Origin of the sequence: Streptomyces sp. NBC_00878 (assembly GCF_026341515.1) — a bacterium.
Lineage (GTDB): Bacteria > Actinomycetota > Actinomycetes > Streptomycetales > Streptomycetaceae > Streptomyces.
The window spans coordinates 781,221-804,004 of the sequence record NZ_JAPEOK010000001.1 but is presented as its reverse complement, the minus strand read 5'-3'; the positions used below and the strand labels follow the sequence as shown (position 1 = coordinate 804,004).

The following is a 22,784-nucleotide window of genomic DNA, read 5'->3' as shown; positions in this document are numbered from 1 at the left end:
TCAAGGGCTCCCCACAAGGAGGCACTTGCTCGTGAACCCCACCAGACGCACGGTTCTGCTCGTCGCCGGCACCGGAGCCGCGGCCGCCCTTCTCCCGGCCTCACCCGCCACCGCCGAACCGAAGGCCGCCGCCACACTCCAGCCGTACGCCTCCTACTGGTACCCGGACTCGTTCCCCTCGGGCTCCCCGGGCGCGGGCATCACCTGGCGCAGCCTGAAGGCCTGGCGCGCCGCCGACGACACCGACCTGGCGTTCAACGCGGCGTCCGTGCCCCTCGCCGCCCGCTTCACCCCGACCCCGGCCAACACGACGGCCCGCTCGGGCCAGGCCCGTATCCAGTCCCTCGTCTCCTTCGGGCCGACCGCGAGCAACCCCTCGCAGGGCTCGGCCAACGCCGACTACTACGCCCTCACCCACTGGTCGTACGTCGACGAGCTGGTCTTCTGGGGCGGCTCCTCCGGCGAGGGCCTGATCCTCGCCCCGAACGCGCCGATCGTGGACGCCGCCCACCGGCACGGCGTGCCCGTCCTCGGCAACATCTTCCTGCCGCCCGTCGCGTACGGCGGACAGCTCCAGTGGACCCGCGACCTGGTGCAGAAGGACGCGGCCGGGCGCTACCCGCTGGCCGCCCAACTCGTCGCGGTCGCCGAGGCGTACGGGTTCGACGGCTGGTTCGTCAACGCCGAGACCAGCGGCGGGAACGCCGCCCTCCCCACCGACATGCTCGGCTTCCTCACCGAGCTCAAGTCGCTCAGCGCGGCGAAGGGACAGCGCGTCACCTGGTACGACTCCATGACCGTCGGCGGCTCAGTGAGCTGGCAGGGCGCGCTCAACAACCAGAACAGGGTGTTCTTCCAGACCGCCGACTCCATGTTCGTCGACTTCCGCTGGTCGTCGAGCACGCTGGCCTCCTCGGGCACGACGGCCCAGCAACTCGGCCGCAGCCGCTACGAGTTGTGGGCGGGCGTCGACGTGGAGGCCAGCGGCTGGAACCGCTCCGTGAACTGGGACGCGATGGTGCCCAGCGGCTCCGCGCACGTCGTCTCGGTGGGCTTCTACCGGCCCGAGTGGACCCGCAACCACCTGCCCGCCGGGCGCACCCCCGGCGACTTCCACGCCGCCGACGACCGCTTCTGGACCGGACGCTCGCTCGATCCGGCGAAGCCCGACGCCACCGACACCTGGCGGGCGCCCGCCGTCGCCGTCGCCGACCGCTCGACGGTGGCCTCGGTCCCCTTCGCGAGCGGCTTCAACACCGGGCACGGACTGCGCTGGTACGAGGACGGCAAGATCACGTCGACGGCCCCCTGGAACCACCTCGGCCTCCAGGACCGGCTGCCGTCCCGGCGCTGGGTCGTACGCACGACGGGCGCGCGCCCGGCCGTCACCTTCGACTTCGCGGACGCGTGGCGCGGCGGCAGCAGCGTCCTGGTCTCCGGCGCTCTCGACGCGCCCGCCACACTGGACCTGTACGCGACCAGGCTTCCGCTCGGCGCGGACACCGTCGTCGAGCTGACCCACCGCGTCGACTCCGGAAACGTGACGGTCGAGCTGGCCGTCGCCACCGCCGAACCGTCGGGCCCCGGCCAGCCGTACGCGTACACGTACTTCCCGGTCACCGCCGGCACCGGCTGGGGGACCTCGACCGTACGGCTGACCGGTCTGCCCGCGGGCGGCACGGTGCACGCCCTCGGTGTCCGGCTCACCGGGGCCGGCGGTGCCGTCGAATGGCGGCTCGGCGGAATCGCCGTACGGGACCAGGCCGCCCAGAGCCCGGCCGTCCCCGGCGACCTGCGCATCACCGGCGCTTCAGGCGGCGACCTGCGCTTCGCGTGGCGGGCCGTCACCGGCGACGTACGCCACTACACACTGCACCGGATCCTGCCCGACGGCACCCGGCGCTTCCTCGGCGGCACCGCGCAGCGGGCCTTCTTCGCCGGCGGACTGACACCCGAAGGCGATGAGTCCACAGCACGGTTCGAACTGCGGGCCGTGGGGGAGCTTTACACCGCGTCGGCCCCCGCGACCGTCACCCACACCTGGTGACCGCCGACCTGGCGGTCAGCACCGAGAGCCGGTGCTGATCACCGACACCGAGTAGCAACCCGCACAACGGAGTTACGGAGCACCCCGCATGCATGACGACCGCAACCTGGTCGAAGCCCGCCTCAAGCGTGTCCTCGACGAGCGCATCCGACCCGCCGTGTACCCCGAGTCCGTACCGCTGGAAGTGGCGGTGTGGCACGCGCCCGGTGAGCCGGTGCCGGTCGCCGAGGGGCTGGCGGCCGCACCCGAGCCGATCGAGGCGGGCGCGCGGTGGGGTGCTCCGTGGGGCACCAGCTGGTTCCGGGTGACCGGGACCGTGCCCCAGGAGTGGGCCGGGAAGACCGTCGAGGCGATCCTCGACCTCGGCTTCGACGAGAACATGCCCGGCTTCCAGTGCGAGGGCCTCGTCTACCGGCCCGACGGCACCCCGGTGAAGGGCCTGAACCCGCGCAACCAGTGGGTGCGGATCGGCGCGCCAGTCGAGGGCGGCGAGGAGGTGCGGCTGCACGTCGAGGCCGCGTCCAACCCCGTCGTCATGGACTACCACCCCTTCGTGCCCACGCAGTTGGGCGACAAGGAGACGGCGGGCAGCGAACCGCAGTACAAGCTGGAACGCATGGACCTCGCCGTCCTCGACGAGACGGTGTGGCAGCTCGTCATCGACCTGGAGGTACTCGGCGAGCTGATGGCCGAGCTGCCGGTGGACTCCCCACGCCGCTGGGACATCCTGCGGGCGATCGAGAAGGCCCTCGACGCCGTCGACCTCCAGAACGTGGGCGACACGGCGGCCGCGGCCCGCTCACACCTGGAAGGGGTGCTGGCCACGCCCGCCGTCCCCTCCGCCCACCGCATCAGCGCCATCGGCCACGCCCACATCGACTCGGCGTGGCTGTGGCCGCTGCGCGAGACCGTCCGCAAGGTCGCCAGAACCACCTCCAACATGACGGCCCTCCTTGAGGACGAGCCGGACTTCATCTTCGCCATGTCACAGGCCCAGCAGTGGGCCTGGGTGAAGGACCACCGGCCCGAGGTGTGGGCCCGGGTGAAGAAGGCGGTGGCCGACGGACGGTTCGTTCCGGCCGGCGGCATGTGGGTCGAGTCGGACACCAACATGCCGGGCTCCGAGGCGATGGCCCGTCAGTTCGTGCACGGCAAACGGTTCTTCCTCGACGAGTTCGGCATCGAGAACGACGAGGCGTGGCTGCCCGACACCTTCGGCTTCGCCGCCGGACTGCCCCAGATCATCAAGGCGGCCGGCTCCAAGTGGCTGCTGACACAGAAGATCTCGTGGTCCCAGACCAACAAGTTCCCGCACCACACCTTCCAGTGGGAGGGCATCGACGGCACCCGGATCTTCACGCACTTCCCGCCCGTGGACACGTACAACTGCTCCATGAAGGGCGGTGAAATCGCCCACGCGGCGCGGAACTTCAAGGACAAGGGCGTCGCCCGGCACTCCCTCGCGCCCACCGGCTGGGGCGACGGCGGGGGCGGCACGACCCGCGAGATGGTCGCCAAGGCGGCCCGGCTCCGCAACCTAGAAGGCTCGGCGACCGTGGTCTGGGAGACCCCGGAGACGTTCTTCGAGAAGGCCGAGGCCGAGTACCCCAACGCACCCGTGTGGGTCGGCGAGTTGTACCTCGAACTGCACCGCGCCACGCTCACCAGCCAGGCCAAGACCAAGCAGGGCAACCGGCGCAGCGAACACCTCCTGCGCGAGGCCGAACTGTGGGCGGCGACCGCAGCCGTACGCACCGAATTCCCCTACCCGTACGAGGAGTTGGACCGCCTCTGGAAGACGGTGCTGCTCCACCAGTTCCACGACATCCTGCCCGGCTCCTCCATCGCCTGGGTGCACCGCGAGGCCCGTAGGACGTACGAGGCCGTCGCCGAGGAGCTGAACGGCATCATCGGCTCCGCCCAGCGCGCGCTGGCCGGTGAGGGGACGACCGCCCTCGTCTTCAACTCGGCGCCGCACACCCGCGACGGGGTGCCCGCCGGCGGTGCGCGGACGCCGGTCGTCGGGGGCGAGTGCACGCTCGTGCCGCGCTCGGACGGCGGCTATGTGCTGGACAACGGACGGCTGCGGATCGAGATCGACGCACGCGGACTCGTGGTCTCCGCGTTCGACCTCGCCGCGGACCGCGAGACCCTCGCGCCCGGCCGGGCGGCGAACCTGCTCCAGATCCACCCCGACTTCCCCAACATGTGGGACGCCTGGGACGTCGACGAGTTCTACCGGAACACGGTCACCGACCTGGTCGACGCCGACGAGGTCGCCCCCGGTGAGGACGGCGTCTCGGTCCGGATCGTACGGACCTTCGGCGAGTCGAAGGTCACGCAGGTGCTGTCGCTCGCGCCGGGGGAGTGGCGGCTCGACATCGACACCGAGGTCGACTGGCACGAGACGGAGAAGTTCCTGAAGCTGGCGTTCCCGCTCGATGTGCACGCCGAGCGGTACGCGTCCGAGACGCAGTTCGGGCACTTCTTCCGGCCGACGCACACCAACACGTCCTGGGAGGCGGCCAAGTTCGAGGCCTGCAACCACCGGTTCGTCCACATGGAGGAGCCCGGCTGGGGCGTCGCGGTCGTCAACGACTCGACGTACGGCCACGACGTGACGCGTGCGGTGCGCGACGACGGCGGGACGACCACCACGGTCCGCGTCTCGCTGCTGCGCGCCCCGCGGTTCCCCGACCCCGAGACCGACCAGGGCGTCCACCGCTTCCGGCACGCGCTGGTGCCCGGTGCCGGGATCGGCGACGCGGTGCGCGAGGGCTGGCGGATCAACCTGCCCGCGCGGAAGGTCGTCGGCGGGGGCTCGGAGGTCGCGCCGCTGGTGACCGTCGCCCAGGACGCGGTCGTGGTCACCGCGGTGAAGCTCGCCGACGACGGCAGCGGCGATGTGATCGTCCGCTTCCACGAGTCACGCGGCGGCCGCAGCCGGGCCACACTCACGGCGGGCTTCGAGATCGACACGGTCACGGTGACGGACCTGCTGGAACGGCCCTTGGCCGAGGCCGCCGTGCCGGAACGGGACGGCAGCCGGGTCACGCTGAAACTGCGCCCGTTCGAACTGGTGACGCTGAGGCTCAAGCGCGTCTGAGGGCATTGCGCCCTTCAGGGGCGCATGCCTCAGGGGCGCGGGGCTGTATCGATGTGCGGCTCCGCCGTGTGGGCGCGACAAGCCCCCACCGGCCCGCAGACTCCCCACGACCCGGCCTTCGGACCCAGCTCCAGCCTCCTAAGGCTGGAGCTGGGTCCGCAACCACTGCTCCACCTCACCCACATGCGCCGCGGCAGCGGCCCGCGCCGCCTCCGGATCGTGGGCAACAAGCGCACGATGGATCGCCGCATGCTCCCGACGGGTGCGCTCGAACGCGCCCTCCTCCTGGTAACCGCGCCACACCCGGGCGCGGAACGTCCGCGAGGACAGCCCCTCCAGAATGGCCGCCATCGTGTCGTTGCCCGCGGCGACCCCGATGGCGCGGTGGAACGCCAGGTCGTGGGAGAGGATCTCCTCCGGGTCGTCCGTCGCGTTCATGGCCGTCAAGTGCTTCTCCACCTCGGCCAGTTGGTCGGCGGTGATCCGAGCGGCGGCGAGCGCGGTCGCCGTCGACTCCAGGATGCGCCGCACTTCGAGGAGTTCGACCAGCCGCGGCCCCCGGGAGAGGTCCGCGACCACACCGAAGGTCTCCAGGAGGTCCCCGGCCTCCAGCTGCGTGACGTAGATCCCGGACCCGTGCCGCGCCTCCAGGACGCCCAGCACCGTGAGCGCCCGGATCGCCTCGCGCATGGAGCTGCGCGAGATGCCCAGCTGCGACGCCAGATCGCGCTCGGTCGGCAGCCGTGCGCCCGGCTCCAGACGGCCCTCGCCGATCATCGCCTTGATCTGGTCGATGGCGCGCTGCGTCACGGTCCCCTTCTGCGGGGCCGTCGTCGTCCCCTGGGGCAGGCTCTCGTCCACTATGTCCTCCTGTCGCCGGGTGCGCCGCAGTCTAACCACTCAGGTGGTCGGACCACTACGCATGAAAACCGCGAAAAATCGCGGCCAAGGGGTGTCGTTAGGGGGAAGTGGTCTGATAAATATGCGTGGCACCTGCTCGATCACGCTCAATGAGGAGCCGATAGATGGCCGGCAGAACTGTGCGGTACCGGAACGGGCGACACACCTCGCGGGCGGTCCGCGCGGCGGCAGTGGCCGCCTGCGCCACGTTCGTACTCGGGGCATGCGGCAGCACCAAGGACAACGTTGCCTCGTCCGGTGACGGTGGAGGTGACGGCAGCGGGAAGGTCGGGGTGATCCTGCCCCTGCTGACCTCGCCGTTCTGGCAGTCGTACAACGACTACGTGCCCAAGATGGCGAAGACCGAGGACGTCGACGCCCTCAAGACCGTGAACTCCAACAGCGACCCGTCGCAGCAGATCACGGACATCAACAACCAGCTCAACCAGGGCGTGAAGGGCCTCGTCGTGGCCCCCCTGGACAGCGCCGCGATCTCCGCCGGGCTCGACCAGGCCGAGCGCAAGGGCGTGCCCGTGGTCGCCGTGGACGTGGCGCCCGAGAAGGGCAAGGTCGCGATGGTCGTACGCGCCAACAACGTCGCGTACGGGGAGAAGGCCTGCGAGTACCTCGGCAAGCAGATCCCCTCCGGCAAGGTCGTGCAGATCATGGGCGACCTGGCCTCGGTCAACGGCCGGGACCGCTCCGAGGCCTTCCGCACCTGCGTCAAGGAGAAGTTCCCGAAGCTGAAGGTCCTGGAGATCCCCGCCAAGTGGGAGTCCGACACGGCGGCCTCCAAGCTGGACACGCTCCTCAACGCCAACCCGGACATCAAGGGCATCTACATGCAGGCGGGCGGCGTCTACCTCGCACCCACACTGCAGACCCTGAAGTCCAAGGGCCTGCTGAAGACGGTCGGCCAGAAGGGCCACATCGCGATCGTCTCGAACGACGGCATCCCGCAGGAGTACGACGCCATCCGCAAGGGCCAGATCGACGCCACCGTCTCGCAGCCGGCCGACCTCTACGCCAAGTACGGCTTGTACTACATCAAGGCCGCGATGGAGGGGAAGACCTTCAAGCCGGGCCCGACCGACCACGACTCCGAGATCGTCAAGCTGCCCAGCGGCATCCTTGAGGACCAGCTGCCCGCGCCGCTGGTGACCAAGGAGAACGTCGACGACCCCGAGCTGTGGGGCAACACGGTCACATGAGCACACCACTCGTTGAGGCGCGGGGGATAGCCAAGCGGTACGGCCCCACCGTCGCCCTCGCCGACGGCCGGCTGACCGTGCACGCCGGCGAGTCCCACGCCCTCGTCGGCCGCAACGGCGCGGGCAAGTCCACCCTCGTCACCGTCCTCACCGGCCTCCAGGCCCCCGACGAGGGCACGGTCAGCTTCGACGGCGAGCCCGCGCCCGCGCTCACCGACCGGGACGCCTGGCGGCGCAAGGTGGCCTGCGTCTACCAGAAGCCCACCGTCGTCCCCGAGCTGACGGTCGCCGAGAACCTCTTCATCAACCGCCAGCCGCAGGGCCGCGGCGGCTTCATCAGCTGGCGCAGGCTGAAGACCGAGGCCGCCGAGGTCCTCGACACCTGGGACGTCCGCGTCGACCCGGAGGCTCGGACCGCCGACCTCAAGGTCGAGGACCGCCAAATGGTGGAGATCGCCCGGGCGTTGAGCTTCGGCGCCCGGTTCATCGTCCTCGACGAACCGACCGCCCAGCTCGACAACCGGGAGATCGAGCGCCTCTTCACCCGCATGCGCGCGCTCCAGGAGTCCGGCGTCACGTTCCTGTTCATCTCGCACCACCTCCAGGAGGTGTACGAGGTGTGCCAGACCGTGACGGTCCTGCGCGACGCCCGCTGGATCACCACCGCCCCGGTTTCCGAGCTGCCGCGGGCGGCCCTGGTAGAGGCCATGGCGGGGGAGTCCATCGCCGCCGTGGAGGAGAAGGCCGCCCGTGGCGACGTGGACGCCGGCGCGCCCGTCGTCCTCGAAGCGCACGGGCTCACCTCGGAGTCGTACGAGGGCATCGACCTCACCGTGCGCGGTGGTGAGGTCGTCGGCCTCGCCGGATCGAGCGGCAGCGGCAAGATCGAGCTGGCCGAGTCCTTCGCGGGACTGCACACGCCGACCGGTGGCACGGCCCAACTGGAGGGCAGGCAGCTGCCGTTCGGCGATGTGACGGCCGCCCTGCGTGCGGGGGTCGGCTGTGTCCCGCGCGACCGGCACGGGCAGGGTCTCGTCTTCGGCATGACCGTCGGCGACAACGCCACGATGAGCGTCCTGGAGCGCCTCGGCCGGTACGGATTCGTCGGCACCGAGCGCAGAAGGGGCTTCGCCGACGAGCTGATCGACCGCCTCGACATCCACACCGAGGGGCCCGACCAGCCCGTGTCCGACCTCTCGGGCGGCAACGCGCAGAAGGTCGTCATGGCCCGGGCCCTCGCCTCCGAGCCCCGGCTGCTGGTCCTGATCAACCCCACCGCCGGCGTCGACGTGAAGTCCAAGGAGTCCCTGCTCTCACGCATGGACTCGGCCCGTGACGACGGAACCGCCGTCCTCGTCGTCTCCGACGAACTCGACGACCTGCGCCGCTGCGACCGCGTCCTCGTCCTCTTCCACGGCCGCGTCGTCGCCGAGCACCCGGCGGGCTGGCGCGACCACGAGCTGATCGCCTCCATCGAAGGAGTGGACCACCATGGCTGACACGAAGGCCCCGTCGGCCTCGGCCTCCACCTCTGTACGGCCGCCCGACGCACACGCCGCAAAGACGGTGCTGCTGCGTCGGGCTCGCGAACTCGCGCTTGTACCGGCACTGTTCGTGGTGATGGTGATCGGGACGATCGTCAACGACGCATTCCTCACCGAGAATAATCTGATCTCGATCCTCGGGTCCTCGGCAGCCCTGGCGATGGTGGTCCTGGCCGAGGCGCTGGTACTCATCACGGGCAAGTTCGACCTGTCCCTGGAGTCGGTGGTCGGCATCGCGCCCGCGGTGGGCGCGCTGCTGGTTCTACCGGCGGCCAAGTCGGGTTTCGGTACCGATCTGCCCACATGGCTCGCAATGGTGGCCATTCTGCTGGTCGGTGCGGCCATCGGGGCCTTCAACGGCTTCCTTGTGGTGAAGCTGAAGCTCAACGCGTTCATCGTCACCCTTGCGATGCTGATCATCCTGCGTGGCGTCCTGGTCGGCGCGACCGAGGGCAAGACACTCTTCGACATGCCGGACGCCTTCTTCTCCATGGCCACCACCACGTTCCTGCACGTGCCGATCTCCGTATGGCTGGCAGCGGTGGCCTTCGCCGTCGCGGGCGTCATACTTCGCTACCACCGTGTGGGTCGCGCTCTTTACGCCATCGGCGGCAATCCCGAAGCGGCCCGCGCGGCCGGTATCCGCGTCGACCGCGTGATGCTCGGGGTGTTCATCACGGCGGGCCTCCTGGCGGCGGTCGGCGGCATCATGAAGACCGGCTATGTCGGCGCCATCAGCGCCAACCAGGGCCAGAACATGATCTTCACCGTGTTCGCGGCCGCTGTGATCGGCGGCATCAGCCTGGACGGCGGAAAGGGGACCATGTTCGGCGCACTGACCGGCGTACTGCTGCTCGGTGTTGTCGACAACGTGCTCACCCAAGCCCAGGTTCAGGCTCACTGGATCCAGGCCATCTACGGCGGAATCATCCTGGTTGCCCTGATGATCGCCCGAGTTACGACGGGCCGCGCCCAGGACTGACCGCCGTCGATTTCGTACGCCCCTGTGTCCCGGACCGAAAGGCACTTCCGTGTCCTCATCTGCCGCCCGCATCACCGCGGTTGACACCTACGACATCCGCTTCCCCACCTCGCGTGAGCTCGACGGCTCCGACGCGATGAATCCGGACCCGGACTACTCGGCCGCGTACGTCGTGCTGCGTACGGACAGCGACGACACGGCCGACGGTCTTGAGGGGCACGGGTTCACCTTCACCATCGGGCGGGGCAACGATGTCCAGGTCGCCGCGATCGAGGCGCTGCGCCCGTATATCCTGGGCCGGCCGGTGGACGAACTGTGCGCGGACCCCGGGACGTTGAGCCGGGATCTGACGGGAGACAGCCAACTGCGCTGGCTCGGGCCCGAGAAGGGCGTGATGCACATGGCGATCGGCGCCGTCGTCAACGCGGCCTGGGACCTGGCCGCCAAGCGCGCCGGCAAGCCGCTCTGGCAGCTGCTCGCCGACGCCACGCCCGAATGGCTCGTGGCCCAGGTCGACTTCCGCTACATCGCGGACGTCCTCACCCCCGAGGAGGCCCTCCGTCTGCTGAGCGAGGGCCGGGAGGGCGCGACGGAACGCACCGCGCTGCTGAAGGAGCGCGGCTTCCCGGGCTACACCACTTCGCCCGGCTGGCTCGGCTACTCCGACGAGAAGCTGACCCGGCTGGCCCGCCAGGCCGTCGCCGACGGCTTCACCCAGATCAAGCTGAAGGTCGGCGCGGACCTCGCCGACGACGTACGCCGCTGCCGGGTGGCCCGCTCCGTCGTGGGCCCCGACATCCGCATCGCCATCGACGCCAACCAGCGCTGGAACGTCGACGAGGCCATCGAGTGGACCCAGGCACTCGCCGAGTTCGACCCGTACTGGATCGAGGAGCCCACCAGCCCCGACGACGTCCTCGGCCACGCCGCGATCCGCAAGGCGATCGCCCCGGTCAAGGTCGCCACCGGCGAGCACGTACAGAACCGGATCATCTTCAAGCAGCTGCTCCAGGCGGGCGCCATCGACGTCCTCCAGATCGACGCCGCCCGCGTCGGCGGCGTCAACGAGAACCTCGCGATCCTGCTCCTCGCCGCCAAGTTCGGCGTCCCCGTCTGCCCGCACGCGGGCGGCGTCGGCCTGTGCGAACTCGTCCAGCACCTCTCGATGTTCGACTACGTGGCACTGTCCGGCACGACCGAGGACCGGGTGATCGAATACGTGGATCATCTGCACGCCCACTTCCTCGACCCCGTGGTGATCGGAGAAGGTCACTACATGGCACCCACCTCACCGGGCTTCTCGGCGACCATGCGGCCGGAGTCCATCGCGGAGTTCACGTTCCCCGGCGGCACCTTCTGGGCCGCCGACCTCGACCGACAGAAGGGGCAGGCGGCATGAGCGACTTCGAGGGTCTCAAGGCCCTGGTGACGGGCGGGGCCTCCGGCATCGGCCGGGCCACCGCGGAACTCCTCGCCTCCCGCGGCGCCCAGGTCGCCGTCCTCGACCTGGACCCCACGAGCGTGGAGAAGCCCCTGCTCGGCTACCAGGCCGACGTCACCGACGACGAGTCCGTACGCCGGGCCGTCGCCGCCGCGGCCGCCGACCTGGGCGGCCTCGACGTGCTGATCAACAACGCGGGCATCGGCGCGCAGGGCACCGTCGAGGACAACGACGACGAGGTCTGGCACCGCGTGCTGGACGTCAACGTCGTCGGCATGGTCCGCACCGCCCGTGCTGCCCTGCCGCACCTGCGGAAGTCCTCGCACGCGACCATCGTGAACACCTGCTCCATCGCGGCCACCGCGGGCCTCCCGCAGCGCGCCCTGTACTCCGCGTCCAAGGGCGCCGTCCTGTCGCTGACCCTCGCCATGGCCGCCGACCACGTCCGCGAGGGCATCCGCGTCAACTGCGTGAACCCCGGCACCGTCGACACCCCCTGGGTCGGCCGCCTCCTCGACGCCGCGACGGACCCCACCGCCGAACGGGCCGCCCTGGAGGCCCGCCAGCCCACCGGCCGCCTCGTCTCGGCGTCCGAAGTCGCGGGCGCCGTCGCCTACTTGGCGAGCCCGCTGTCCGGCGCCACCACCGGCACCGCGCTCGCCGTGGACGGCGGGATGCAGGGGCTGCGACTGCGTCCGGTGGGGTCCTGATGGGCACCCCGGCGCGGTCCGCAGCCCTGGGGCGGTCCGGCGTCCACGTCACCGAGCTGGCCTTCGGCGCCACGGGCATCGCCGGCCTCTACCGGCCGGTGAGCGAGGAGCAGGCGTACGCCGCCCTGGACGCCGCCTGGGACGCGGGGATCCGCTACTTCGACACGGCACCGCACTACGGGGTCGGCCTGTCCGAGCGGCGCCTCGGAGCGATGCTGCGCGGCCGGTCCGGGTACACGGTCTCCACCAAGGTGGGGCGCCTTCTGGAGCCCTTCGGCGGAGGAGGCGACGACCTCGATCACGGCTTCGCCGTGCCCGCCACCCACCGCCGTGTCTGGGACTTCAGTGCCGACGGCGTACGCCGCAGCCTGGAGGAGAGCCTGGAACGGCTCGGACTGGACCGGGTCGACGTCGTCTATCTGCACGACCCGGACGACCATGCCTCCCAGGCCTTCGGCGAGGCCTACCCCGCGCTGGAAAGGCTGCGATCCGAAGGAGTGGTCGGCGCGATCGGCGCCGGCATGAACCAGGCCGAGATGCTCACGCGCTTCGTCCGCGACACCGACGTCGACGTGGTGCTGTGCGCGGGCCGCTACACGCTCCTCGACCAGCGGGCCCTCGCCGAACTGTTGCCGTCCGCCGAGGAACGCGGCACGTCCGTCGTCATCGGCGGCGCCTTCAACTCCGGTCTCCTGGCCGACCCGAAGCCGGGAGCGACGTACAACTACACGTCCGCGTCCCAGGAGATGCTGGACCAGGCCCTGCGGATCAAGGCTGTCGCCGAACGCCATGGCACCACCCTGCGCGCCGCCGCCCTCGCCTTCCCGCTCGCTCACCCGGCCGTCGCGAGCGTCCTCGTCGGCACCCGCTCGGCGGACCAGGTCCACGACATCGTCAGGCAGTTCACGGCCCCCGTGCCCGCGGCCTTCTGGCAGGAACTGCGGGACACGGAGCTGCTGCCGGCCGACGCCCCCGTACCAGGCGAGAGCTCGTCGAAGGCGAAGGAGCCGTCATGAGAGTGGCCCTGCACACCAAGGTCCGCGCCGACCGCGTCACCGCGTACGAGACCGCCCACCGCGAGGTTCCCAAGGACCTCACGGACGCGATCCGTGCCGCCGGAGCCACCTCCTGGACGATCTGGCGCAGCGGCACCGACCTCTTCCATGTCCTGGAGTGCGAGGACTACCCGCGACTCCTTCTCGAACTGGAGAAAGTGCCGATCAACATCGCCTGGCAGGCCCGGATGGCGGACCTGCTGGACGTCGTGCACGACTACTCGTCCGAGGGCTCGGAGGCGGAGCTGCCGGTCGTGTGGGAACTGCCGTGACGGTACACACGGGCGCCATCGACGCCCACCACCACGTCTGGGACCTCTCCGTACGGGACCAGGACTGGATCACCGGCCCCGAACTGGCGCCCATCAGACGGAACTTCACTATGGACGACCTGGCGCCGGAGGCACGCGCCGCCGGGGTCACCCGGACCGTCCTCGTCCAGACGGTCACGGTGGCGGAGGAGACCCCGGAGTTCCTGGCCCTAGCGGAGGAGCACGACCTGATCGGCGGGGTCGTCGGCTGGACCGACCTCACCCGCTCTGGTGTCGCGGACGAGCTGGCCCGCCTGCGCGAGCTGCCGGGCGGCCGGTACCTGAAGGGCGTCCGCCACCAGGTCCAGGGCGAACCGGACCCCGAGTGGCTGCTGCGCCCGGATGTTCAGCGAGGACTGAGCGCGGTGGCGGGGGCCGGACTCGTGTACGACCTCGTGGTACTTCCCCATCAGCTCCCCGCCTGCGTCAAGGCGGCCGCGGCACTGCCAGGTCTCACCTTCGTCCTCGACCACCTGGGGAAGCCGCCCATCGCCTCGGGCGAACTGGAGCCATGGGCCTCCGACATCAGGGCGCTCGCCGCCCTGCCGAACACGGTGTGCAAGCTGTCGGGGATGGTGACGGAGACGGACCGGACGCAGCGGCGGTCGGCGCAGGCGCGGCGGCGGGAGATGCTGCCCTACGCGGACACCGTGCTGGACGCCTTCGGCCCGGGACGCCTCATGTTCGGCTCCGACTGGCCGGTCTGCACGCTGGCGACGACGTACGGCGGAGTCGCGCTCATGGCCGACGGTCTCACGCCGGACCTGAGCGGCGACGACCGCACACAGGTCTTCGAGGGCACCGCCAAGCGCGTCTACCGCCTCTGAGCCACCACGTCCAGCCGTGTCGGCGGCAGGAACTCCCTTACGTACGTCCGCTCCCAGCAGGCGCCCGTCTCCCGCAGCTCCCGCCAGGTGGTGTATCGGTAGCGGAACAGACGGGCGCGGACGTACCGGGGCGGCGCGTCCGAGGGGAACGGGGAGCGGCGCAGGAGCCGCAACGTGTCCCGGTCGTTCTCCAGGAGCCGCTCCACCAGGACGCCGAACCACGTTCCGGCGTACGCGGGGGAGAGCGCGGCGAACCACATCATCCAGTCGAGCCGCAGATGGTACGGGGCGAACTGGCGCGGCCAGTGCCGTGGATCGCCGGGCTTGCCCTTGAACTCGTACTCCCGCCAGTCGGAGTCATCGTGGGGTACGGCGTCGGCCGTGCCCTCGACCACCACCTCGTACCGGATACGGCTGACGCTGCCGAACGCCCCGTAGGTGTTCACCAGGTGGAGTGGGTCGAAGGAGCGGTTCATGATCTGGCGGCGGGAGATCATGTTGCGCACCGGGTGGTAGCTCAGCGTCACGAGCAGCGCGGCGACCGCGAGGACCACGACCTCGTACCAGAGCGGGGCGCCCGGGACGTCCGGGGCCGAGCCGGGGAGCTCCAGAGCCGAGAAGGCCAGCACGATCGTGATCCAGTTCAGCCAGGAGAAGTTGCCGGACAGGATCAGCCACAGCTGAGTGAGGATCATCAGCGACGCGGCGGCCGTGGCGACGGGCTGGGGGGCGAACAGCAGGACGGGCACGACGAGTTGGGTGAAGTGGTTGGCGGCGACCTCCACCCGGTGCAGCGGCTTCGGCAGATGGTGGAAGAACCAGCTCAGCGGGCCCGGCATCGGCTGGGTCTCGTGGTGGTGGTCCAGGCAGGTGAGCTTGCGCCAGCACGCGTCGCCGCGCATCTTGATCAGGCCCGCCCCGAACTCGACGCGGAACAGGATCCAGCGCAGCAGGAAGAGCACCACGATCGGCGGGGCGACCTCGTCGTTGCCCAGGAAGACGGCGAGGAAGCCGGTCTCCAGGAGCAGGGACTCCCAGCCGAAGGAGTACCAGGTCTGGCCGACGTTCACGATCGACAGATACAGGACCCAGGGCATCAGCCAGAGCACCATGCCGCCCCAGAGCGGCAGTTGACCGTCCAGCCCGGCGATGAGCGCCACCGACACCGCGCAGCCGGTCCACGCCCAGGCCGCGAAGAAGCGGTCGGAGTAGTGGAGATGGAACACGCTCGGCGCCTGCCGGAACGGCACCCGCGCCACGAACCGGGACACCGGAAGCATCCCGCGCTCGCCGATCAGCGCACGGAACTGCAGCGCCGCGCCCAGGAACGCGACGAGATAGATCACGGCCAGAGCCTTCTGGAGGACCAGCCGGCTCATCCAGTACTCGGGGGCTGTGAACCACTCCACGGAGTCTGCTCCCTTCCCTTCCATGGTGACGCTGTATGTCCCTCCGGCTTGCGGGGTTCCCAGGACCGACGCAGACAATGGTGGACATATTGCTCGGACGGGCCGAGGTGGACCGGAATGGTCCGGAATGGACCGACGGTGGCGGCCTGATCCCCGACTAGGCGCGCCCGTGCGGAACCCTTCGTACGTCCGTCGGAACCCTTCGTACGTCCGTCGGCCGAGCGGCCCCGGCGGCGTCCCACGGGTCGAATAATCACCCAAATCCTGGCAAGGTGGGCCCATGGTTGATCGGGGAGCGAGCGCCCTGTCACTCCCGGACGACTGGCCCGCCCACCCGGACCCGATCCTGGCGCTCAACCACATGGGCAGCTTCGACTGGGACCTGGACACCGGAATCTTCCAGATGGATGCCCTGGCCCACGAGATCTTCGACGTGCGCCCCGACGAATACGACGGCCGTCCCGAGACGCTGAACACCAGGATGCCGCCGACCGAGGGCCGCCGCCTCGACGCCCACGTCTCCCGGGCCATCAAGGACGGCAGCGAGAACTACGGGGCGTACTTCCGCGTCCGCCGCCGCGACGGCACCCTGCGCTGGACCCACACCCAGGGCTACATCAGGCGCGACGAGACGGGCCGCCCGCGCCGCATCATCGGCATCATCCGCGACGCCACGCAGGAACTCAGCGAGGCCGAGGCCCGCCGCGAGCGGGCCGCCCTGGATGAGGCCCGCCGCCAGCAGACGAACGTCGTCCAGATCACCACCGCGGCCCTCGCGCACGCCCACACGGTCCAGGACGTCATCGACGTCCTCAAGGACACCCACGGGGTCAGCCACCTGGGCGCGACGAGCCTCGTCATGGGCCTGGTCGAGGCCGGCCGCATCCGGCTGGTCGCCGAGGGCCCCCAGGGCAGCTTCGTGCCGGGCACGCTGGTCACCCGGATAGACGAGCAGTACCCGATGAGCGAGGCCGTGCGCACGCTCACCCCGCGCTTCATCGAGTCGCCGGAGGAGTTCGCCGAGTCGTACCCGCTGCTCTGGCCGCACATCACCGGTCTGGAGATCACCTCGGCCGCCTATCTGCCGCTCATCGTGCAGGCCAGACCCATCGGCGCCATAGGGCTGCTCTACAACGACCGCAACGGCTTCTCGGCCGACGAGCGCAACGTCCTGGTCGCGCTCGGCAGCAGCATCGCGCAGAGCCTCCAGCGGGCCATGTTCTACGAGCAGGAGAAGGACCTCGCCCAGGGCCTCCAGCAGGCCATGCTGCCGCGCTCCATCCCCAGCGTCCCCGGCGCCGACATCGCGGTCCGCTACCGCTCCGGCTCCCTCGGCCGGGACATCGGCGGCGACTGGTACGACGTGATCCCGCTGCCCGGCGGCCGCGTCGGGGCCGTCATCGGCGACGTGCAGGGCCACGACACCCACGCGGCGGCCGTCATGGGTCAGCTGCGCATCGTCCTGCGCGCCTACGCCGCCGAGGGCCACACCCCCGCCACGGTGATGGCCCGCGCCTCCGTCTTCCTCCACGAACTCGACACCGAGCGCTTCGCGACCTGCCTGTACGCGGAGGTCGACCTGTCCACCGGTGTGATGCAGGTCGTCCGGGCTGGCCACATCGACCCGCTCGTCCGCGACCCCGACGGCAGCTGCCGCAGACTGCAGGTCGAAGGGGGCCTGCCGCTCGGCCTGTCCGCCCTGTTCGGGCGCCTCGAATACCCGGTCAACACCCTCGAACTCGACCCCGGCCAGACCCTCCTCCTGTGCACCGACGGCCTGGTCGAACAGCCCGGGATCGACCTCGACGACGGCATGCAGACCCTGCGCGCGCTCATCTCCACCGGCCCCGACGACGTACGCGACCTCGCGGACCGGCTCATCGACGTGGCGGAGGAACGCGGCGGCGAGGACGATGTGGCGCTGCTCCTGATGCGGCGCCTCGGCCTCGACGCGCAGCGCTCCGGAGGCCGGCTCCAGCAGCACGTCGGGCCCGGCGACCCCGAGGCGCTCGCCGAGTCGCGGCACATGATCCGTGCGGCCGTGCGTGCCTGGGGGGCGCGGGAGAAGGCCGACGAGATCGAGCTCGTCGCCGACGAGCTGATCACCAACACCCTGATGCATACGGAGGGTTCCGCCATCGTGACCCTGCGCGTCCTCGCCGGGCCCGACCGGCGGCTGCGTGTGGAGGTCGAGGACGTGTCCAGTGCGTTGCCGCGGCGGCGGGAGGCGGGGGAGTCCGGGGTCTCCGGGCGGGGGCTGCTCCTGGTCGACCGGCTCGCGGACGTGTGGGGGGTGGAGGCCCGGGGCGGTGGCAAGTGCGTGTGGTGCGAGTTCCTGGTGCCCGACCGGGAGTGAGCGGAGGGCCGACGGGTGGCACCCTGGTTTCATGCCGGAGCTTCCCGAGGTCGAAGCGTTGAAGGATTTCCTGGCCGATCATCTGGTCGGTCACGAGATCGTGCGGGTGCTGCCCGTCGCGATCAGTGTGCTGAAGACGTACGAGCCGCCGCTCAGCGCTCTCGAAGGGCATGAGGTCGTGGCCGTGCACCGGCACGGGAAGTTTCTGGATCTGGAGACGGACGGCGGGCCCCGCTTCGTGACGCATCTGGCGCGCGCGGGATGGCTGCACTGGAAGGACCGGCTCCCCGACGGACAGCCGCGGCCCGGCAAGGGCCCGCTGGCGATGCGCGTCGCCCTGGAGACCGGCGAGGGCTTCGACCTCACCGAGGCCGGCACCCAGAAGCGGCTTGCGGTGTACGTCGTCCGGGATCCGGGCGAGGTCCCCGGTGTCGCCCGGCTCGGCCCGGACCCACTGGCCGCCGACTTCGACGAGGCCCGGTTCGCGAAGCTCCTGCACGGCGAGCGGCGGCAGTTGAAGGGCGCCCTGCGCGACCAGAGCCTGATCGCGGGAGTGGGGAACGCCTACAGCGACGAGATCCTGCACGCCGCGAAGATGTCGCCCTTCAAACTCGCCTCGGCCCTGACGCCTCAGGAGACAGGGCGGCTGTACGAGGCGCTGCGGACGACCCTCGCCGACGCCGTCGAGCGCTCCCACGGAATCGCCGCGGGCCGGCTCAAGGCCGAGAAGAAGAGCGGCCTGCGCGTCCACGGCCGCACGGGAGAGCCCTGCCCGGTCTGTGGCGACACCATCCGCGAGGTCTCCTTCAGCGACTCGTCCCTCCAGTACTGCGCGACCTGCCAGACGGGCGGCAAGCCCCTCGCGGACCGCCGGATGTCCAAGTTCCTGAAGTAAGCCCACGGCCGACCGCGACCGGCCGTCAGGCGCCCGAGCACGAGTCTCGGACACCCGCTCCGTACGGGGCCGTACGGAGCCGTACGAGGTCTCGGACCCCGCCTCAGCGAGCCTTGAGCGTCACCAGCGGCTCCCCGTCCGGGTTGCGCACCTCGTAGCGGGCGACCTCGTCGGCATGCAGCGCCGCAGCGCCCTGCATGGGCTCGGACGGCTTGGCGTCGGCCGCCGCGCCGGTCTTCTCGGGCACGGTCCAGCTCAGTACGACCTGCTCCGAATCGTCGCGGCCGACGGCGACGAGTTGGCAGCGCAGGAGACTGGGCGCGTTCTTGACCTTCAGGTCCACTTCGCTGCCCCAGGCGCGGTTCAGGGTGGTGACCTCGGCCCACATCCCCGACGACGGGTCGGTCGCAGCGACCGTCTCGCCGTTCGAAGTTTCGTCCCCGGTGAAGACCGCGACCGCGGGCCCGCCGACGGCGAACACCACGGCGGCGGCGACCGCGTACAGCCAGCGCCTGCGTCCGCTGCGGCGCGTCGAGACGACATCGTCCAGAAGCCGGTCCAGCAGGGCCGGCCCGGCCTGCGTCATGGGATGCACCGCACGGGGCGTCGCCTGGGCGTATGCCCGCAACGACCGTGTGGTGGCTGCCAGTTCATGTATCTGAACCGCACACTGGGGACACTCCGTGAGGTGGTCCTCGAAGCGGAAGGCATCCGCCTCGTCCAGCACGCCGAGCGCATATGCGCCGACGTCGCGGTGGCGTTCCAGCGACCTCATACCAAATCCTCGGTGCCGATGGGGTGTGTGTGCGGGGAGTAGTTGCTTGCCCACCGGTACGCAGGAGACTGCCGAATCACTCAAGTCCCGTAGGAAACGAACGAAGAGATTCGGAGCGGACGGGCCCGCGGATTGGTCGAGGTTCAGAAAAAACTGGTCAGGGTAGTTGGTGGGGGACGTGTGTCGGAAAACCGCTCAGAAAAGATGGATCGCCAGGTGCCCCAGCGGCAGCCCCAGCTGCCAGGCGGGTGTCCAGACCTTCGGGCCGTCGTCCTCCCCGATGACCGGACCGCCGCCCGGTACGGCGTCCAGGTCGGGTGCGAGCAGCTCGGTCTCCTCCAGCCAGCGCCAGGCCGCCGTCGCCAGGTCCAGGTCCGGCGCCGGACCACCCGCATCGATCGCCTCTGTGGCGAGTTTGGCCATGCGCTCGCGCACCCAGTCCTGCCACGGCTGGTCGTACGCCGTGAGCGACAGCCATGTCTCCAGCTGCGAGACGACCCGGATGCCGGAGAGCTCACCGCTCGTGTCCGACAGGAAGATGGTGAGCGCCAGGGCGTCGCGCCCGGCGCGGAACTCGAAGGACGTGGGCGGCATCAGGTCGCCCGTCCGCAGCAGTTCGTCGGCGATGTACTCGGCGTACAACCACGCCATGGGGACGGTGAGTTCACCACCACCCGCGCCGTCCGTGCTCTCTTGACCTCTGTGCAGCATCCCTTCCTGCCTTCCTCCGGTGCGTGCGCGTAGCCCGAACCCGGGCCCCCAGTCCGGAACACGGATGAAGACAAGCTGATTGCTCAACCATGGTCCACGGCAAGGCGCTTTACGGAGGTTTGACTCGGCCTTCGGTTTCACCGCAGGTCGGCCGCGTATCCCGGAAGAACCCGGCGCAGGGCGCGCAGCGCGTAGTACGCGCGAGACTTCACCGTACCGGGCGGAATCCCCAGGGCCTCGGCGGCTTCCGCCACACTCGCCCCCCGGAAATACACCTGCACCAGGACTTCCCGGTGCTCGGGAGTGAGTGTCTTCACAGCCTCTCGCACATCGAGGGTCGCCACGGAGCGTTCCGCGTGATCGGCGGCAACCCGCGCGCTTTCCAGTACGGCGTCCCCGACCTCGGCGGGCCGCGCCTGACGGGCCCGCCGCGCGTCTATGGCCAGCCGCCGACCCACCGTCAGCAGCCAGGGGCGTACGGAGTCGAAGTCGTCGGCGCGCAGCGCTTCTGGGTGCTGCCAGGCGCGCACGAACGTCTCTTGCACCAGATCCTCGGCGCGCTGGCGGTCCCCGTCGGAGAGCCTCAGCATCAGGGCGAAGAGCGGTGCGCCGTGCTCCCGCTGCAAATCGGCCAGCTCGTGCTCGGCGGTCGTCCTGCTGGTCATGGTCGTGGCGGCCGTCATGGCCGTATGCCAGCGCAGGGCGACCCGCCGGGACAGGCCATGGACACGGCTCGTCGGCAGACGGTCGAACCCGTCGACGAACGGTACGACGAACGGTCAACCGGGAGGGATGCCTCCGCCTACGCGCCCCGGTTCGCCCTAATGGCCCCGTCCTGAAACGCCGTACGGGGCAGTGACAGTGGCGCCTTCTTGACTCTCACTGGCGCCGTTATGTGGCCACATGTCAGTTCCTGCTTCGATATGACCGCAATGGGTCGTATGGGGGCGAGGCCGAGGATGTCGAGGGCACCGCGCACCCGACAGACAACAGCCGCTCGCGCGGTCATGTGCTGTGTCGAGGCCCGAGCCGATCTGGCGATCTGTCTTCGCGGCATCCACCGCACCCTCGATGTGCTCGACCGGGCCGGGGTGCGGCACGCGTGGGCCGCCCGCAGCGCGGCCGAGGCGAGCGCGCCCACGATCAGGCAGACGGGCTCCGCCACGGTCGCCCACCTCGCGTACACGTACGGCACGAACGGCTTCCGGCTGTCGGCCGGGAAACCCTGGGCCGTCAACCTCATCCACCCCGACCGGATCGTCGCGGACGCCCGGGCCGTCAGGAAGGCAGGCGCCGACGTCGTGGTCGTGTCCTGCTCTACGGCACCACCGTCACCGGCCACCGCCCCGCCTTCACCAGCCGGATCGCGACGGAACCGATGATCCGGTGCCCCGCCTGCTCGGACGCACCCACCACGACGGCGTCCGCCTTCAGCTGGTCCGCCGCCGAGACGAGCCCGTTGTAGGGGTCGCCGTGGAAGGTGTGGAACTCCCAGCGCACATCGAATATGCCCTTGACCTGCTCGGTCCCCTCCCGGATCTGCCGGACCAGGTCCTCGGCGATCTCGTCGGTCGTCGCGGCGACCGGAACACCGAGTGCGGCGCCGGCCGCCATCACCGGCTGGATGTACACCAGCGCGAGCAGCGCCCGCTGGCGCCGGGCCAGACCCGCCGCGTAGGCCGCGGCACGCAGCGAGGAGTCGGAGCCGTCCACGCCGACCACGATGACCTTGGGCCCGTCGGTGCCCCGCTCGAACTGGTGGGGGTGGTGTTCCGTCACGGCGCCGAGGCTATCGGAAGCAACGGGTCCGGCAGCCGTCCGGTCCCGCTGCCGTCGGGCCGCGCGGACGGCCGTGCTCGACAGGCGGCACGGCCCCGCTCTTCCTGCAGTCGACAGCATGAGTGCCGGCGCCGAGGCAGCAAGTGCGAAGGACAACCAGAGGCAGCAACTGCGAAGGACACCAAAGGGCCGATACGGCCGTCACGGGGCGGTCCGCTCAGCAAGGTGCCCGAGGGATTCGGAAAATCGCCTGGTGGCTGGTCGTCGCCTACCTCTGATCACCCTGCCGCGCGGCCGGCGGCTGCTGTGGGCCGCCGGCCGGGTCTGCGGCGGACTCATCTCGGGCGGCGTCTTCGACGGGCGGCCGTCCCGCCCGCTGTTCTTCTCCACCGAGCTGAGCACGGCCTACTCCGAGCTGACCGACCCCGTCGAGCAGCGCCAGCGCCTCACCGCGCAGTCACTGCTCGCCGCCGGGGGAGACCCGGAGGCGATGGAGCTGGACGAGGACTTTCTCGACGCGCTGGAGTAGGCCATGCCGCCCACCGGAGGGCTCGGTATCGGCGTCGACCGGCTCGTCGTGTTCCTCACCGGGCTCACCATCCGCGAGACGCTGCCCTTCCCGCTCGTACGCCGCCGCTGAGCCGCTCCCGGTCGCCGGGGGCTGGTCCCAACGGGTGCTTTCGTGCGTCCGCTCCGGTGTCTCTGTGCTGAGTCGCACGCCGGTC

The 22,784-nt window shown here is 70.4% G+C and carries 18 protein-coding genes and 2 pseudogenes; 14 read left to right on the top strand and 6 right to left on the bottom strand.

Annotation, left to right across the window (positions count from 1 at the left end):
* Positions 1 to 31: 31 nt before the first annotated feature.
* Positions 32 to 2,047 carry an endo-beta-N-acetylglucosaminidase gene (locus OHA11_RS03205; RefSeq protein WP_266491729.1) on the top strand — a complete coding sequence of 672 codons (2,016 nt, stop codon included), beginning with the start codon at positions 32 to 34 and terminating at the stop codon, positions 2,045 to 2,047.
* A gap of 88 nt (positions 2,048 to 2,135) precedes the next feature.
* Entirely contained in the window at positions 2,136 to 5,153 is a 3,018-nt protein-coding gene (locus OHA11_RS03200) for a glycoside hydrolase family 38 C-terminal domain-containing protein (RefSeq protein ID WP_266491727.1), read from the top strand.
* Between the two features lie 138 nt (positions 5,154 to 5,291).
* Here the strand turns inward: OHA11_RS03200 and OHA11_RS03195 are convergent, their stop codons facing one another.
* Positions 5,292 to 6,014, bottom strand: a complete 723-nt coding sequence (locus OHA11_RS03195; protein ID WP_266491726.1) for a FadR/GntR family transcriptional regulator — start codon at positions 6,012 to 6,014, stop codon at positions 5,292 to 5,294.
* A 164-nt stretch (positions 6,015 to 6,178) separates the two neighbouring features.
* Here OHA11_RS03195 and OHA11_RS03190 point away from each other — a divergent pair, with 164 nt between their 5' ends.
* The 8 genes from OHA11_RS03190 to OHA11_RS03155 are packed head-to-tail and all read left to right on the top strand — an operon-like array spanning position 6,179 to position 14,134.
* Positions 6,179 to 7,264 (top strand): sugar ABC transporter substrate-binding protein, encoded by a 1,086-nt coding sequence (locus OHA11_RS03190; RefSeq protein WP_266491723.1) that lies wholly within the window; start codon positions 6,179 to 6,181, stop codon positions 7,262 to 7,264.
* The gene (locus tag OHA11_RS03185) at positions 7,261 to 8,763 is read left to right on the top strand and encodes a sugar ABC transporter ATP-binding protein (RefSeq protein ID WP_266491721.1); all 1,503 of its coding nucleotides are present in this window, start codon (positions 7,261 to 7,263) and stop codon (positions 8,761 to 8,763) included. Before OHA11_RS03190 ends, OHA11_RS03185 begins: the two co-directional genes overlap by 4 nt.
* Positions 8,756 to 9,790, top strand: a complete 1,035-nt coding sequence (locus tag OHA11_RS03180) for an ABC transporter permease (RefSeq protein ID WP_266491719.1) — start codon at positions 8,756 to 8,758, stop codon at positions 9,788 to 9,790. Before OHA11_RS03185 ends, OHA11_RS03180 begins: the two co-directional genes overlap by 8 nt.
* A gap of 49 nt (positions 9,791 to 9,839) precedes the next feature.
* A complete protein-coding gene (locus tag OHA11_RS03175) occupies positions 9,840 to 11,189 on the top strand; it encodes an L-fuconate dehydratase (protein ID WP_266491717.1) in 1,350 nt (449 codons plus the stop codon).
* The gene (locus tag OHA11_RS03170; RefSeq protein ID WP_266491715.1) at positions 11,186 to 11,941 is read left to right on the top strand and encodes an SDR family NAD(P)-dependent oxidoreductase; all 756 of its coding nucleotides are present in this window, start codon (positions 11,186 to 11,188) and stop codon (positions 11,939 to 11,941) included. The genes OHA11_RS03175 and OHA11_RS03170 overlap by 4 nt, the downstream gene beginning before the upstream one ends.
* On the top strand, positions 11,941 to 12,957 hold the full coding sequence (locus OHA11_RS03165; protein WP_266491714.1) for an aldo/keto reductase: 1,017 nt from the start codon (positions 11,941 to 11,943) through the stop codon (positions 12,955 to 12,957). The genes OHA11_RS03170 and OHA11_RS03165 overlap by 1 nt, the downstream gene beginning before the upstream one ends.
* Positions 12,954 to 13,268, top strand: a complete 315-nt coding sequence (locus tag OHA11_RS03160) for an L-rhamnose mutarotase (RefSeq protein WP_266491711.1) — start codon at positions 12,954 to 12,956, stop codon at positions 13,266 to 13,268. Before OHA11_RS03165 ends, OHA11_RS03160 begins: the two co-directional genes overlap by 4 nt.
* Positions 13,265 to 14,134 (top strand): amidohydrolase, encoded by an 870-nt coding sequence (locus tag OHA11_RS03155; protein ID WP_266491709.1) that lies wholly within the window; start codon positions 13,265 to 13,267, stop codon positions 14,132 to 14,134. The genes OHA11_RS03160 and OHA11_RS03155 overlap by 4 nt, the downstream gene beginning before the upstream one ends.
* Here the strand turns inward: OHA11_RS03155 and OHA11_RS03150 are convergent.
* Positions 14,122 to 15,543, bottom strand: coding sequence for a lipase maturation factor family protein (locus OHA11_RS03150; RefSeq protein WP_266491704.1), 1,422 nt, complete (start codon positions 15,541 to 15,543; stop codon positions 14,122 to 14,124). The two genes, OHA11_RS03155 and OHA11_RS03150, sit on opposite strands and share 13 nt — an antisense overlap.
* Before the next feature lie 280 nt (positions 15,544 to 15,823).
* Here OHA11_RS03150 and OHA11_RS03145 point away from each other — a divergent pair, with 280 nt between their 5' ends.
* Positions 15,824 to 17,899, top strand: coding sequence for a SpoIIE family protein phosphatase (locus OHA11_RS03145; RefSeq protein WP_266491702.1), 2,076 nt, complete (start codon positions 15,824 to 15,826; stop codon positions 17,897 to 17,899).
* Between the two features lie 31 nt (positions 17,900 to 17,930).
* Positions 17,931 to 18,794, top strand: a complete 864-nt coding sequence (locus OHA11_RS03140) for an Fpg/Nei family DNA glycosylase (protein ID WP_266491701.1) — start codon at positions 17,931 to 17,933, stop codon at positions 18,792 to 18,794.
* Positions 18,795 to 18,897: 103 nt separating this feature from the next.
* Here the strand turns inward: OHA11_RS03140 and OHA11_RS03135 are convergent, their stop codons facing one another.
* The 3 genes from OHA11_RS03135 to OHA11_RS03125 all read right to left on the bottom strand — a co-directional run bounded on the left by OHA11_RS03135 (position 18,898) and on the right by OHA11_RS03125 (position 20,963).
* Positions 18,898 to 19,569, bottom strand: coding sequence for an anti-sigma factor (locus OHA11_RS03135; protein WP_266491699.1), 672 nt, complete (start codon positions 19,567 to 19,569; stop codon positions 18,898 to 18,900).
* Positions 19,570 to 19,764: 195 nt separating this feature from the next.
* Positions 19,765 to 20,280 carry a hypothetical protein gene (locus OHA11_RS03130; protein WP_266491697.1) on the bottom strand — a complete coding sequence of 172 codons (516 nt, stop codon included), beginning with the start codon at positions 20,278 to 20,280 and terminating at the stop codon, positions 19,765 to 19,767.
* 137 nt (positions 20,281 to 20,417) lie between these two features.
* Positions 20,418 to 20,963, bottom strand: coding sequence for a sigma-70 family RNA polymerase sigma factor (locus OHA11_RS03125; protein ID WP_266491694.1), 546 nt, complete (start codon positions 20,961 to 20,963; stop codon positions 20,418 to 20,420).
* Between the two features lie 369 nt (positions 20,964 to 21,332).
* Between OHA11_RS03125 and OHA11_RS03120 the strand changes: the two are divergent.
* Positions 21,333 to 21,593 (top strand): annotated as a pseudogene (locus tag OHA11_RS03120) (CapA family protein); the annotation flags it as partial.
* Between the two features lie 4 nt (positions 21,594 to 21,597).
* Here OHA11_RS03120 and OHA11_RS03115 read toward each other — a convergent pair.
* The gene (locus OHA11_RS03115) at positions 21,598 to 22,059 is read right to left on the bottom strand and encodes a universal stress protein (RefSeq protein ID WP_266491693.1); all 462 of its coding nucleotides are present in this window, start codon (positions 22,057 to 22,059) and stop codon (positions 21,598 to 21,600) included.
* A gap of 388 nt (positions 22,060 to 22,447) precedes the next feature.
* Here OHA11_RS03115 and OHA11_RS03110 point away from each other — a divergent pair.
* Positions 22,448 to 22,699, top strand: a pseudogene (locus tag OHA11_RS03110) (amino acid--tRNA ligase-related protein); the annotation flags it as partial.
* Between the last annotated feature and the right edge of the window lie 85 nt (positions 22,700 to 22,784).